Here is a 13,196-nt window from a genome sequence, read left to right as displayed (position 1 = left end):
GCTCACACCTCCCGGCGATGGAGGCGGGCGCGCAGCTTGAGCGAGACTCCACCGATGGCGCCCCGGCGCACACGCTCGTACAGCGCGCGCGGCGCGAACGGCGCGTGGCGCGCGACGATGGCGCGGTACTCCAGGAGGGGCTCGACGATGGGGTGCGTTCCCGCGAGCGCCAGGAGCACGTCCGGCTCCGGTCCCGCCGCCGTGGCGTGGTATCGCACCGCGAGCCGGTGTTGCAGGATCGTCGGCGCGATGGACATGGGGCCGCTCTGCGACTGCTCCCGCGTGCCGCTGCGGCGCGACGACATCTCCTTCGCCCCCTCCGTTGCGCCTGCTGCTCCCGTGATAGCTATCCGCACCGGCGACGCCGCGAGTTCGGGGAGCTCGAGTCGCGTGAACAGGATACGCTCGAGATCGGCGGGATCATCCGGATCGAACGGGACGGTGGCGATCTCGTGCATGCGGGCGACGAGCGTAGCCAGGCGTTCTCGCTCGGTGGCCGAGAAGCGGATGCGGTGGTCCAGCTCACGGTGGAGCTCGTTAGGGATGCGATACCCCAGTTCCTCGAGAGCGAGAACCGGATTCGCCGCCGCCGCCAACAGGAGGGACTGGTCGGCATTCAGTCGCTTGAGGATAGCGGGCACCTGGGCTCGCAGTTCCTCGACGGACCGGATGGTGTGTGGCGCGCTCGCCATTGCCCTCGCTCCTCGCCTGGCCGCGCCGGGACTGCTGCAAAGTACGAGCCACGCAACAGCGAGCGACTGGGGAAGGGAGCCGGGAGGTGAATGTCGCTGACGCGGGCGACCTCGCGAGGTGGTGCACGAAGGCGAGCCGCGTGATCCTCCGCGTCCGGGGAACCGGGTGGGCGCGCGAGGCTGGCCGGCGAGCTGGTCGCTGACCTCAGGACCGGATAAAGTCTCAAGGAAGCTCAGCGTTTCTCGCCAGTGCGCCGAAGTCCCCGTGCGCCGCCCGCGGCTCGCATCGCTGCTCCCCACAAACGGGACGGTGTCGCGTGGGATGGATGGCGCTCCCTTCCGATCCGTGGTCACGCCACGACTTTGACTAACTTCTGACAGCAGAGGCGAGCGGGAGGCTGGGTGGGGAACTCGCCGCATGGAAGTCCGTGCCCCCTTCCCGCCGCCCGAGGGAAGAGGGCCACGTGCCGGCGTCACCGGCGCGCCGCCGACGCACGCGCGCCACCGAGGGCCAACGGGCGCGGACGGGTGCGGACGGCTGCAAACGCCTGCCAACGGCTGCAAACTGGCGTTAACGGCCGCCAACCGACCCGGCGGGCAGGCCCGTGGCGCAGCGCTCTCGCGTGACGATACGCCGATGCCGCACGTATAATATATTGATAGCGAATGCGGCATTTTGACTCTGTCGGCTCGGCTGCCGCCCCAGGCGACGAGAGACCCGAACTGCAATGGAGTCTGCGCTGATGCGCCGGCAATCCCTCTCGGTAGACCAACGCCTTGGACTGGCGGTCGGCGCGGCGCTCGGTGTCGGCATCGCCGCAGTCACGCTCTTCGCATTTGCCGAGATGCGTGGGGCAGCCATCGGCGCGGCGCGGCAGCGGCTGGGCGACGTCACGACGCAGCTTGCCGCCATGTTCGAGCAGTCCGGGCGCGCGCGGACCGCCGCCCTCGAACGCATCGCGTCTCGCCCGGAGGTGGTGGAGTACCTGCGCCGCACCACGGCTCCCGAAAGCGCCGGAGTTGGCGAACTGCTCGACGCGGCCGACGTCGAGCGCAACTCGAGCCTCGAACTCTGGGACGGCGCGGGGCGCCGGGTGTTGCAGGCGGGGGCGCCGCGCCCGCCGCTCGCGGATTCCGTGGTGCGCGACTGGCGGGGGCGGGCCACGGGGCGACGCGCCGGCGCCATCACGCCGATGCTCATCCTGCGCGACACGGTCGAGTACGGGATCCTCGCCCCGGTCATGGACGAGGCGCGGCGGGAGGTCGGCTTCGTGGTGCAGCGTCAGCCGGTCGCCTCGAGCGCGACGACGCGCGACCGCCTCTCGCGGCTCGTCGGGCAGGGGGCGCGGGTGTACGTGGGGAGCGTCGACAACCGCACGTGGACCGACTTCGCCACGCACGTCGCCGGTCCGCCGGTGCCCGTGCGGGGCGACACGACGCTGCTGTCGTATGTGCGCGCCGGCACGGGTGGCCAGCTGGCCATGGCCCGCGAACTCGGCGGCATTCCGTGGGTGGTGCTCGCCGAGTTTCCGCGTGACGAGGTGCTGGCCCGCACGCATCGATTCTTGCGGGACGCCGGGATTGCGGCCGTCCTCCTGATCGGGCTCGTGGGCGCGCTGGGGTGGACGTACCTGCGGCGCGTCACGCGTCCCATCGAGGGGGCGCTCCAGGAGTCGGAGGCGCGCTTCGAGGCGATCCTCGAGGGGACGCCGAATGGCGTGGTGATGGTCGATGCCGACGGGCGCATGGTCTTCGTGAACCATGAGGTCGAGCGCCTGTTCGGCTACGGGCGCGAGGAGCTGCTGGGGCAGCCGGTGGAGCGCCTCATCCCGGAGCGTTTTGCGGCGGGGCACCCCCGGCTGCGCCGGGACGCGATGCACCTGCTGGAGCGGCGCGAGATGGGGGCCGACCGCGACCTGTTCGCCCGGCGGCGCGACGGCAGCGAGTTCCCGGTGGTGGTCGGGCTCAATCCCGTCAGGCGCAACGGCCAATCCTACGTGGTCACCTCGGTGGTGGACATCAGTGCCCGCAAGGACGCCGAGCGGGAGCTGAAGCGGTCCAACGACGAACTGCAGCGCTTCGCCTACGTCGCCTCCCACGACCTCCAGGAGCCGCTCCGCACCGTGGCCAGCTACGTGCAGCTGCTGGAGCGCCGCTACGGCGACCGGTTCGACGCCGACGGCCGGGAGTTCATGGCCTTCGTGGTCGACGGCGCGCGGCGGATGCAGCGCATGGTCGACGACCTCCTGACGCTCTCGCGCGTGGGGAGCCACGGGGTCGAGCTCGTCCCCGTCCCGGCCGACGAGGTGCTCGACCGGGCAATCGACGACCTCAAGCTCGCGCTCGAGGAATCGGGTGCCACGGTCACGCGCGCCCCCCTCCCGGTGGTGCGCGGGGACGCGCGACAGCTGGAGCAGCTCTTCGCCAACCTGATCGGCAACGCGCTGAAGTTCGCGGGACCCACGGCGCCGCGCATCGAGGTCGGCGCGCGCCGCGAGGGGGCGGAGTGGGTCATCAGCGTGCGAGACCACGGCATCGGGATCGAGCCGCAGTACTTCGACCGCATCTTCGTGATCTTCCAGCGGCTCCACGGGCGCGACGAGTACCCGGGAACGGGAATCGGACTCGCCATCTGCAAGAAGATCGTGGAGCGCCACGGCGGGCGGATCTGGGTGGATTCACAGCCAGGCGCGGGCTCCACCTTCCACTTCACCCTTGCCGCCCCACAGGAGGGCTGACCGTGCCCACGGCCACCGCACCCATCGAGATCCTGCTGGTCGAGGACAGCCCCGCCGACGTGCGCCTGACGAGGGAAGCGCTGAAGGATGCCCGGGTGCGCAACAACATCAGCGTGGCGGTCGACGGCGTCGAGGCGCTCGACTTCCTGTACCGCCGAGGGCGGCACGCCAACGCGCCGGCCCCTGACCTGATCCTCCTCGACCTCAACCTTCCACGCAAGGATGGCCTGGAGGTGCTGCAGGAGATCAAGCAGGACGACGCCCTCCGGCGCATCCCGGTCGTCGTGCTCACCACCTCGCACGCCGACCAGGACATCCTCCGGAGCTACCAGCTCAACGCCAATGCCTACGTCTCGAAACCGGTCGACCTGGAGCAGTTCCTCGGCGTGGTGAAGTCGATCGAGGGGTTCTGGCTCGAGGTCGTCAAGCTCACGCGCCTATGAACGGGATGACGACCCAACGGGGGCGGCGCGAGCCGCTGAAGGTCCTCCTCGTCGAGGACAATGCCGCCGATGCGCGACTCGTCACGGAGCTGCTCAAGGACGTGGCGCCGGCCTTCGTGGAACTCACGCACGCCGGACGGCTCCGCCAGGCACTGGACTACCTGTCTCACGAGGGGTTCAATGCCGTGCTCCTCGACCTCAGCCTTCCCGACAGCTCGGGATTGGCGACCTTTCTGGAGGCGCACGCGCGGCGCCCGGGAACCCCCATCGTGGTCCTCACCGGGCTGCAGGACGCGGACATCGCCGAGCGCGCGGTCCGCGAGGGGGCACAGGACTACCTGGTCAAGGGACAGGTCGACGGACCGCTCCTCCTCCAGTCCATCCGCTTCGCGATCGAGCGCGTTCGGTTCGAGGAGTCGTTGCGCGCCAGCGAGGCGCGCTACCGCGGCCTGGTCGACGGCTCCATCCAGGCCATCGTCATCGAGGTCGACGGGCAGATCCGCCTCGCCAACCCGGCCTGTGCCGAGCTCTTCGCGCTCCCCTCTCCGGAGGCCTGCATCGGGAAGGACCTCTGGTCGCACGTGATCGACGAGGACCGGGAGCTGGTCGAGGGCTTCGTGCAGTCGGTGCGCGCCGGCATCTCCGTCCCGGCCCGCTTCGAGTGCCGGGTGACCGGCGACGACGGGATCCAGCGCTGGCTCGAGTGCAGCGTGGCCAACATCCCGTGGGATCGCGCGCGCGCGATCATGGCCACGATGGTCGACATCTCGGCGCGCAAGCAGGCCGAGGCGGCCCTCCGGGCCAGCGAGGAGCAGCTGCGCCACGCGCAGAAGATGCAGGCGGTGGGGCGACTGGCCGGCGGCGTCGCCCATGACTTCAACAACGTGCTCACCGTCATCACCAGCTACGCCGACCTCCTGCTGAAGGACTTCGGCGCCGGCAACGACGTGCTGCGCGAGGACCTGATGGAGATCCAGCACGCCGCGACGACGGCGGCGACGCTGACCCGGCAGCTCCTCGCGTTCACCCGGCAGCAGGTCGTGCAGCCCCGCGTCGTCTCGCTCAACGACCTGGTGTCGGGGAGCGTGAAGATGCTGCAGCGCCTCCTCGAACACGACGTCGCCTTGCAGCTGTCGCTGGCGGCCGACGCCCCGCATATCCGCGCCGACCCGGGGCAGATGGAGCAGGTGCTGATCAACCTCACCGTCAACGCGCGCGACGCCATGCCCGACGGCGGCGTGCTGCACATCGTGACCGCCGCCAGGGTGGTCGACGGCGACGCCGTGTCGCGGCCTGGGGCCCCGCTCCCCGGTCACTACGCGGTGCTCGTGGTGCGCGACGCCGGCCTGGGGATGAGCCGGGAAACGCAGGCGCGCATCTTCGAGCCCTTCTTCACCACCAAGGAGGCCGGCAAGGGGACCGGGCTCGGGCTGGCAACGGTCTACGGGATCGTCAAGCAGTGCGGGGGATTCATCGAGGTCGACAGCGCGGAGGGGCGCGGCACGACGTTCACGATCTACCTGCCGCACGCCGACGCCCCCGCCGAGCTGGAAGCGTCCGAGGCGCCACCGCTCGCACTGCGAGGGCGGGAGACGCTCCTGCTGGTGGAAGACACGGCGGCGGTGCGCGGCGTGATGCGCCGCGTCCTCGAACGCTTCGGCTACGTCGTCATCGAGGCGCCGGATGGTCGCACCGCGCTCTCGCTCGGCGCGCGGCACCAGCGGGACATCGACCTGCTGGTCACCGACCACGTGCTCCCGGGCATCAACGGCCTCGCACTCGCCAGCCAGCTGCGCGAGTCCATGCCCGGGCTGCGCGCCGTCGTGATCTCGGGCTACGCCGACGACCTCGCCCTTCACCCCGAGGCCCTCGAGCCCTGGGCCGCGTTCATCCAGAAGCCCTTCTCGCCCGAGACGCTGGCGCAACGGGTGCGCACGCTGCTCGACTCCCCGGCGGCCGGCTCGTCCCGCAGCTGACGGCGTGGCGCGACCGATGATTTTCGCCCCTCTCGAACGTCGAAACCATGCCCGCTGACGCGACGTAGCGGTAACGGCCCGGCCTCACACCCCCCGAGCGGGACCGGGCACCACGCCCCTCGTGCGAGTCCCCATGCCCCTCCCCGACCTGCGCTTCGCCCTGCGCTCGCTGGCGCGCTCTCGCGGCTTCGCGACGACCGTGATCCTCACCCTCGGGCTGGGGATCGGCGCCAACACCGCGATCTTCTCCGTGGTGCGTGCCGTCCTCCTCAAGCCGCTCCCGCATCGCGAGGGCGACCGCCTCGTCTACCTGCGCCAGAGCATCGAGGGGCCGGGGGGCGAGAACATCCGCTTCTCCGTCCCGGAGATCCTCGACTTCCGCAACAGCGCCAAGTCGCTGCAGGGGATCGCCGAGTACTCGGGGGTGCTCTTGACGCTGCAGGGCAAGGACGACGCCGTGCGCATGCAGGTCGGCCTGGTGACCGGCAACTACTTCCAGGTGATGGGGCTCTCGCCGGTGCTGGGGCGCGTCCTCGACGAGCGCGACGACGGGACAGGGGTCCCCCCGGTCGTCGTCCTCACCCACGACTACTGGCACCAGCGCTTCGGCGGCGACGCGACGATCGTCGGGAAGTCGGTGCGCATCGACGGGCGCGCGGTGGAAGTCGTCGGCGTCCTGCAGCCGGCGCCGACCTTTCCCGAGCGCTTCGACGCGCTGATGAACATGGTGATCAGCGAGCACCACACCAGCGCGATGATGGTGCACGGGCGCACGCACCGGATGACCGACATGATTGCCCGCCTGGCCCCCGGCGCGACGCTGGACCAGGCGCGCAGCGAAGTGGCGACCATCCGCAAGCGTGTGCAGGCCGAGTTTCCCGAGGCGTATGATGCCGGGTCGGGATACCGCGTCACGGTGACGCCCTTCGTGGAGGTGCTGGGCGAACGTGCCCGCCTCACGCTCTGGCTCCTGATGGGGGCCGCCGCCTTCGTGATGGTCATCTCGGCGGCCAACGTCGCCAACCTCTCGCTCATGCGCGGCGTCAGGCGCGAGCACGAGCTGGTGATCCGCTCCGCGCTGGGCGCCGGGACCGCCCGCCTGCGGCGCCTCCTCCTGGTCGAGAACCTCCTCCTCGCCTCGGCCGGCGCCGTCCTTGGGCTCCTGATCGCCATCGGCGGGGTGCGGCTCCTGGCCGCGTTCGCCGAACGCTACTCGCCGCGCGCCAACGAGATCCGCATCGATGGCGTCGTCCTCGCCTTCACCCTCCTCCTGACCGTCGCCATCGCCATCCTCATCTCGTACGCGCCGCGCCTGGCCGCCGAGGGGCGGCTGGGGACGCTGATCGCCGCCGGCGCCTCGCGCGCCAGCGGGAGCCTGGCGCGCCAGCGGCTGCAACGCACGCTGGTGGTGGCGCAGGTCGCCGTCTCCGTCGTCCTCCTCACCGGGGCCGGGCTCCTGACGCGCACCATGCAGCGGCTGTCCAGCGTCGACAGCGGGCTCACCGCCGAGGAGGTGCTCACGATGGAAGTCCCCATCAGCGGCGGGGGGCGGAGCGACGCCGACACCAAGGCACTGTACGCGCGGATGCGCGAGGCGGTCCGCGCCCTCCCCGGGGTGCGGGCGGTGGGGGTGGGCTCCACCATGCCGTTGCGCGCGACACCGTTCCAGCTCGACGTCAAGGGAGAGGGGCACACGCTTGCAGCTGGCGAGCCGCAGCCGCGCGCCGAATTGCGCACCGCCGACCCCGACTACTTCAAGGCGTCGGCCATCCCCCTGCTCCAGGGGCGCGAGTTCACGAGCACGGACCGCGACTCGTCGCAGAGGGTCGTCATCATCAACCAGACGCTGGCCAGGCAGCTCTTTCCCGGGCGCGATCCCATCGGGCTGCGCGTTGCCTGGACCGGCGAGGTCCTCAAGTTCATCGGGATCAGCGGCGAGTGGCGCACCATCGTCGGCGTGGTGGGCGACACCAGGGACGGCGGGCTCGACGCCGCGCCGCGCGGGGTCGTCTTCACCCCCTTCACGCAGGAGTTCGCCTACGCCGGGGGGCTCGTGATCCGCGCCAGCGGCAACGCACAGGCGCTGGCCGGCGCCGCCACGCGCGTCGTGCGCGACGTCGTCCCCCACGACCCCATCGAGCACGTCCTCACCGTCTCGCAAATCAAGGAAGAGAGCGTCGCCCCTCGCCGCCTCAACGCCATCCTGGTCTCGGCCTTCGGGATGCTGGCCGTGATCATCGCCGCGGTGGGGATTGCCGGCGTCCTCGCCTTCTCGGTGAGCGCGCGCACCAACGAGATCGGGATCCGCATGAGCCTGGGGGCCGATGCCGCGCGCGTGCAGCGCATGATCCTGCGCGAGGGGGGGATGCTGCTGGCGGCAGGGGTCGCGTTAGGCGCGGGCGGGGCGGTGATCGTGAACCGCCTCATCCGCGGGCTCCTCTTCGGCGTCGCGCCACACGACCCGCTCACGCTGGCCGCGGTCGGGACCGCCATGATCGCCGTCGGCGTGGCCGCGTGCTGGGTCCCGGCGGCGCGCGCGGCACGCATCGAACCGGTGGTGGCGATGCGCGGGGGGTGAGCGGCCGGGGCTGGTTGCACCGCCTCGCGTCCACCCCTACTCATTGGGGAGCGCGCGGTCGGAGGGGAGCGTGGGCAGGACGAAGGTGCTGGTCGTGGACGATCACCCCCTGATGTGCCAGGGGCTGCGGGCGATGCTCGAACCCGAGTACCTGGTCGTGGGGACGGTGCACGACGGCGCGGGCGTGATGGACGGCGGGGCGCGCCCCCCTCAGCCTGGTGATGCTGGCCAACGATCGCCCCGCGGGGGCATCGCAGCCCGCCATTCCCCTCTCCTTCGGCATGCGCAGCGACTTCGCCCCTGCCGTCGAAGCGGCTCGCGCCGCGCTCCATGCACAGGGGGCGCTCCTCCCGCTCCTGGCCCCCGTACTTCCGCTCCCACGGGGAGTGGCCGGCGTGGCGCCGCCGTCCGATCCGCTCCCCTGGCTGGGTCGCTCGATTCAAGTGGTCCCAGCGACGGCGCTGGTCGATGCGGACACGGACCCGATGGCGCTGGCGCGCGTCGCCGGCACCGCCGCTCCGTTCGAGGTCGTGGCACGATCGACCTCCGCAGCCGCACAGAATTGGGACGCGATCGAGTGCACGAGCGCCGCATGTGCGACGGTGCAGACCAACAGCGCCTTCGTCGCCGTCGCGCCGCAGCTGGCGCTGGCGGGCTTCTATCCCATCGCGACGCCCGTACCGATGCCGACGACGCTCGCGTCGGTCTCGTGGTCGACGTTCCGGAACATCACCGGCCTGGTCGCGGGCGTCACCACACTCGGCGACGAGCTCAGCCTCGTCTACTCCCCGGCGGAGGTGCTGGCGTCGGCCTTCGCGGCGCGGCTGTCGTGGGTGTGGGACGGAGGGACCTTCGTGGCGCCGTAGCCGCACGGTGCACCGGGCCGCGAGACGGCGAGCGGGAGGGATGCGTCACTCCCTCCCGTTCGTCGCTGGGTCCCTCTCCACGCACGCCGGTATCAACCGCGCCCTGCTCCTCGCGTCACGCGCGCTCACCTTCCCGTGAGCGCGCGCAGCCGGGCGGCGTAGCCCTCCTCCAGCGCGCGGTCCCCGGCCGCCCCCGCTGCGCGCCGCGCCCCGTCGAGCGTCAGGTAGCGATTGGGCTCGCTCGCGAGCGCCGCCTGGTACTCGGCGAGCGCCTCCCGCGGGCGCCCCAGCGCCAGCAGCAGGTCGCCGAGCAGCTCGCGGGCCGGGACGAGCGGCCCCGGCGTCACCGCCGACTTCTCGGTGGCGCCTTCGCGCTGCGCGCCCTCACGCATCAGGTGCAACGCGGCGCTGTCCCGTCGTTCCGCATGGGCGAGCCAGGCCTGCGCCCCGAGGTGCTCGATCGCGACCTGTTCCGCCCAGTAGCCTTCGCCCGCGGCGGACAGCCGGCGGTGGATCTCCGCGAGCGAGTCGGTGGCGGCACGCGCGAGATCGAGCGCGCCGCTGTGCGCCCCCCCCAGCGCCCGGGCGAAGTACACCATCGCCTCCGTCCAGGGGAAGTCGCTTCGCACCGGCTCGAGCCGCGCGGCCTCCTCCCACTCGCGGCGCTCCAGCGCGTAGCGCGCCGGAATCGCGGCCAGCGCGAAGACCCCCGCCGACCCCGGGGCCGCTCCGGTCACGGCACGCACGTCGAACCGCGCCGCGAGTGCGGGGAGCCCGTCGACCACCGCCCTGGCCGCCGAGTCGCGACGCAGCTGCAAATAGGCATAGGTGGCGTAATCCAGCGCGTGCAGCGCCTCGGCAATCGAGCCCTCGCGGAGCGCGACCTCGTACGATTTGCGGTTCGTTGCGATGGACTCCTCCCACAGCCCCACGCGCGTGAAGGTGTGCGAAGGCATGTGCAGCGCGTGCGCCGCCGACGGGGCGATCTGCGCGTAGCGCTGTGCCGCCATTCGCGCCCTGGCCGCGAGCGGCGGGTAGTCGTAGGCGTGGATGATGTAGTGCGCGAGCCCCGGGTGGTTGGGCTGCGACTTCCAGAGCGCCTCCAGGACTTCCGCCGCCTGCAACTGCCTGGCGTACGTCTTGTCCGTGGGTGAGGCCGACGCCACGAGCGCCACCGCGTGGAAGATCTTCGCTTCCGTGTCCGACGGGTATGCCCTGGCCACGTCGTCCATGGCCCGCTCGTACGCTGCCACGCGTGTGGCCTGGTCTACCCGCTCCTACGCATCGTAGAGTTTGCCGATCGCGCCGATGTACGCGCGCTCGCGCGGCGTGGCGCGCCCCCCCAGCCTGGCCGCCGCCCGGGCCGCCGCGAGCCCGGGTTCGAGCTGGGCCGGCGCGCGCACGCCCGGTGCCAGAGGGTTGGACCAACGGCTCATGGCAACGCCCCAGTGGGCCATGGCGCAGCTGGAGTCGGCGGCCGCGACCTGCGAGAACGCCCGAATGGCGGCGCCGAACTCGAACGAGTGCAGCAGGGCGACCGCGCGATCGAACGCGAGCGCGACGCCGGGCGCGCATGAGGTCGGGAAGTGCACCGCGCCGAGCTGTTCGGCTGCGGCGGCATTCGGGTGCGCGTGGTCCTGGGCCGCGGCGCCCGAGATCGCGCCGCACAGCGAGAGCAGCGCAGCGACCCGCGAACGCAGTCTCATGGCGAATTCCTCCTCGCGCGGGGGGCAAGCGACCTTTGATACGTGATTCCCCCGCTCCCCGCAATGGCCGCAAGGCCGAGGCCGCCTGAACGCGACGGACATGGCGCTCGAAGCGTGAGCCTCCCCGCCCCGCCGCCACCCCTACTTCGAGCGCAACGCCTCCGCGATCGCCGCTTCCGCCAACGGCGCCATCACCCGGTATCCCGCCTCGTTAGGGTGCACCCCGTCGCCGGACAGATCGGCGCGCAGCCCGTTCCGCTCGTCGGCCATCGCCGAGTGATAGTCGAGGTACACCATGCCGCGTGACGCTGCGTAGCGCCTCATCCAGTCATTCAGCGCCACGATCCTTGGCGCCGGCTCCACCCCTCGCTTCCACGGATAGTCCCAGACCGGGAGCACCGACGAGAGGACCACGCGGATCCCATTGGCCTGGGCCAGCTCGGCCATCGACGCCAGGTTGTCCTCGATCATCTCGAGCGTCGACGGCCCCGTGTTGCCGGCAATGTCGTTGGTCCCGGCAAGGATCACGACCACGGCCGGCCTGAGGGCGATCACGTCCTGGCGAAAGCGCACCAGCATCTGCGGCGTCGTCTGCCCGCTGATCCCCCGCCCCACGTATTGCTTGCCGGGGAACATCGTGGCGAAATACGGCGCCCACCCCTCCGTGATCGAGTTCCCCATGAAGACGACTCGCGCGTCGCCGGGGGCTGGGGCGCCGAGCGCGATATTGGCCTCTCGGTACCGCGCCAGGTTGGCCCAGTCGCCTTGTTGGGCCCGACCCGCCGCCGGCCCGGCGACGACGAGGGCCAAGGCGAGGAGCGCGACCTGCAGTGCCGCTGTCGTACGACGCATGGCTCCGCGTGAGGTTGAAGGTGAGGACCAACCCCCGCGATGTTCGCCCCATGAGCCTGCCAGCGCAAGTTGGCCGGGCATCGCGAAACCCTCACGCCGTCTCCTCGTGTAGTATTCGGGACGGACGAGAGGGAGTCGATGTTCTCCACCTGCATCTTCTGCAACAAGCCGCTCGGCCAGAACTACTCGCTCGAGGCCTTCCCCGTCGGCGAGCGGCTGGCCTTCGACCCGGCGCGCGGCCGTCTGTGGGTCGTCTGCCGCCAGTGCGAGCGATGGAACCTCACCCCGCTCGAGGAGCGCTGGGAAGCCATCGAGCAGGCCGAGCGCCTGTATCGCGACACGCGCCGCCGCGTCTCGACCGACAACATCGGGCTGGCCCGGCTCCCCGAGGGGACGACGCTGGTGCGCATCGGCCAGCCGCAACGCCCCGAGTTCGCCGCCTGGCGCTATGGCGACCAGTTCGGGCGCCGCCGCAAGCGGGCGATCCTCGCCGCCGGAGGGGGGATGGCCGCGGTCACCGCGCTCTACGCCGCGGGTGCTGCCGCGGGGGTGGCGATCGGCGCCTTCGGCTACAGCTTCATGCTCCTGGGGCGCAGCCTCATCTACGGCTATCCGGAAACTGTCGTCGCCCGCATCCGCACGCAGCAGCACGGGATCATCCAGGTCCGGCGGCGTCACCTCGCCGAGTCGGCCATCGCTGCAGCTGACGACGGTGCGCTGGACCTGTTCCTGCGCTTCAAGAACGGCTCGGCGCACTTCGCCGGCGCCGAGGCCGAGCGCATCGCGTCCATCGTCCTCCCCAAGGTCAACCGGTTCGGGGGGAAGCAGGCGGAGATCGCCGACGCAGTACGGCAGATCGAGGCGGTGGGCGACTCGGAGCGCTACCTGCGGCACGCCGGCCGCCAGGCGCAAGGCGCGATCAAGCCGATGACGACCGGAGCGTCGCCTGCCAAGTCGCGGTCGCGACGCGCCGAGTTCAACAAGTACGGCCTCTTCTCGCTCCCGGCGCCGCAGCGGCTGGCGCTGGAGATGGCGCTGCACGAGGAAGCCGAGCGACGCGCGCTGGAGGGCGAGCTGGCGCAGCTGGAGCAGGCGTGGCGCGATGCGGAGGAGGTGGCGGCGATTGCCGACAACCTCTTCGTCCCCGAGTCGGTGGAGGCGCAGTTCAGGAAGCTGAAGGGCGACAGCTGAGGGCCGCGCCGCCGCTCGGCGACCGGCGGCGCGGCGCCAGCGGCCTCGCATGACGGCCTCGCATGACGGCCTCGCATGACGGCCTCGCATGACGGCCTCGCATGACGGCCTCGCACGACGGCCTCGCATGACGGCCTCGCACGACGGCCTCGGG

Annotated in this window: 10 protein-coding genes; 6 read left to right on the top strand and 4 right to left on the bottom strand. The window is 71.4% G+C overall.

Features of this window, described 5'->3' with window-relative positions; genetic code table 11:
- Window positions 1-2 precede the first annotated feature (2 nt).
- Complete coding sequence (locus tag ABS52_04875; GenBank protein ID ODT04374.1) at window positions 3-692, bottom strand: hypothetical protein; 690 nt, start codon at window positions 690-692, stop codon at window positions 3-5.
- Window positions 693-2,344: 1,652 nt separating this feature from the next.
- Here ABS52_04875 and ABS52_04870 point away from each other — a divergent pair.
- The 5 genes from ABS52_04870 to ABS52_04850 all read left to right on the top strand — a co-directional run bounded on the left by ABS52_04870 (window position 2,345) and on the right by ABS52_04850 (window position 9,293).
- Window positions 2,345-3,430: a PAS domain-containing sensor histidine kinase gene (locus ABS52_04870; protein ID ODT04451.1), complete on the top strand. Its 1,086-nt coding sequence runs from the start codon at window positions 2,345-2,347 to the stop codon at window positions 3,428-3,430.
- Between the two features lie 2 nt (window positions 3,431-3,432).
- On the top strand, window positions 3,433-3,873 hold the full coding sequence (locus ABS52_04865; protein ODT04373.1) for a response regulator: 441 nt from the start codon (window positions 3,433-3,435) through the stop codon (window positions 3,871-3,873).
- Window positions 3,874-3,878: 5 nt separating this feature from the next.
- Complete coding sequence (locus ABS52_04860; protein ID ODT04450.1) at window positions 3,879-5,849, top strand: hypothetical protein; 1,971 nt, start codon at window positions 3,879-3,881, stop codon at window positions 5,847-5,849.
- 133 nt (window positions 5,850-5,982) lie between these two features.
- On the top strand, window positions 5,983-8,427 hold the full coding sequence (locus tag ABS52_04855) for a hypothetical protein (GenBank protein ODT04372.1): 2,445 nt from the start codon (window positions 5,983-5,985) through the stop codon (window positions 8,425-8,427).
- A 221-nt stretch (window positions 8,428-8,648) separates the two neighbouring features.
- Window positions 8,649-9,293: a hypothetical protein gene (locus ABS52_04850; protein ID ODT04371.1), complete on the top strand. Its 645-nt coding sequence runs from the start codon at window positions 8,649-8,651 to the stop codon at window positions 9,291-9,293.
- A 125-nt stretch (window positions 9,294-9,418) separates the two neighbouring features.
- Here ABS52_04850 and ABS52_04845 read toward each other — a convergent pair whose 3' ends face one another.
- The 3 genes from ABS52_04845 to ABS52_04835 form a co-directional block, all read right to left on the bottom strand.
- A complete protein-coding gene (locus ABS52_04845) occupies window positions 9,419-10,546 on the bottom strand; it encodes a hypothetical protein (GenBank protein ID ODT04370.1) in 1,128 nt (375 codons plus the stop codon).
- 24 nt (window positions 10,547-10,570) lie between these two features.
- Window positions 10,571-10,999, bottom strand: a complete 429-nt coding sequence (locus ABS52_04840) for a hypothetical protein (protein ID ODT04369.1) — start codon at window positions 10,997-10,999, stop codon at window positions 10,571-10,573.
- 141 nt (window positions 11,000-11,140) lie between these two features.
- The gene (locus ABS52_04835; GenBank protein ODT04368.1) at window positions 11,141-11,851 is read right to left on the bottom strand and encodes an acylhydrolase; all 711 of its coding nucleotides are present in this window, start codon (window positions 11,849-11,851) and stop codon (window positions 11,141-11,143) included.
- A gap of 138 nt (window positions 11,852-11,989) precedes the next feature.
- Between ABS52_04835 and ABS52_04830 the strand changes: the two genes are divergently transcribed.
- The gene (locus tag ABS52_04830) at window positions 11,990-13,042 is read left to right on the top strand and encodes a hypothetical protein (protein ODT04367.1); all 1,053 of its coding nucleotides are present in this window, start codon (window positions 11,990-11,992) and stop codon (window positions 13,040-13,042) included.
- The last annotated feature ends 154 nt before the right edge of the window (window positions 13,043-13,196 follow it).

It is taken from the genome of Gemmatimonadetes bacterium SCN 70-22, assembly GCA_001724275.1.
Classification (GTDB): Bacteria; Gemmatimonadota; Gemmatimonadetes; order Gemmatimonadales; family Gemmatimonadaceae; genus SCN-70-22.
This window is presented reverse-complemented; position numbering and strand designations above follow the sequence as displayed.

Bases quoted from the DNA above. Each gene is read 5' to 3' on its own strand.
- ABS52_04855 (ODT04372.1), top strand. From the start codon at position 5,983: ATGCCCCTCCCCGACCTGCGCTTCGCCCTGCGCTCGCTGGCGCGCTCT.
- ABS52_04840 (ODT04369.1), bottom strand. From the start codon at position 10,999: ATGAGACTGCGTTCGCGGGTCGCTGCGCTGCTCTCGCTGTGCGGCGCG.
- ABS52_04860 (ODT04450.1), top strand. From the start codon at position 3,879: ATGACGACCCAACGGGGGCGGCGCGAGCCGCTGAAGGTCCTCCTCGTC.
- ABS52_04875 (ODT04374.1), bottom strand. From the start codon at position 692: ATGGCGAGCGCGCCACACACCATCCGGTCCGTCGAGGAACTGCGAGCC.
- ABS52_04830 (ODT04367.1), top strand. From the start codon at position 11,990: ATGTTCTCCACCTGCATCTTCTGCAACAAGCCGCTCGGCCAGAACTAC.
- ABS52_04850 (ODT04371.1), top strand. From the start codon at position 8,649: ATGCTGGCCAACGATCGCCCCGCGGGGGCATCGCAGCCCGCCATTCCC.
- ABS52_04835 (ODT04368.1), bottom strand. From the start codon at position 11,851: ATGCGTCGTACGACAGCGGCACTGCAGGTCGCGCTCCTCGCCTTGGCC.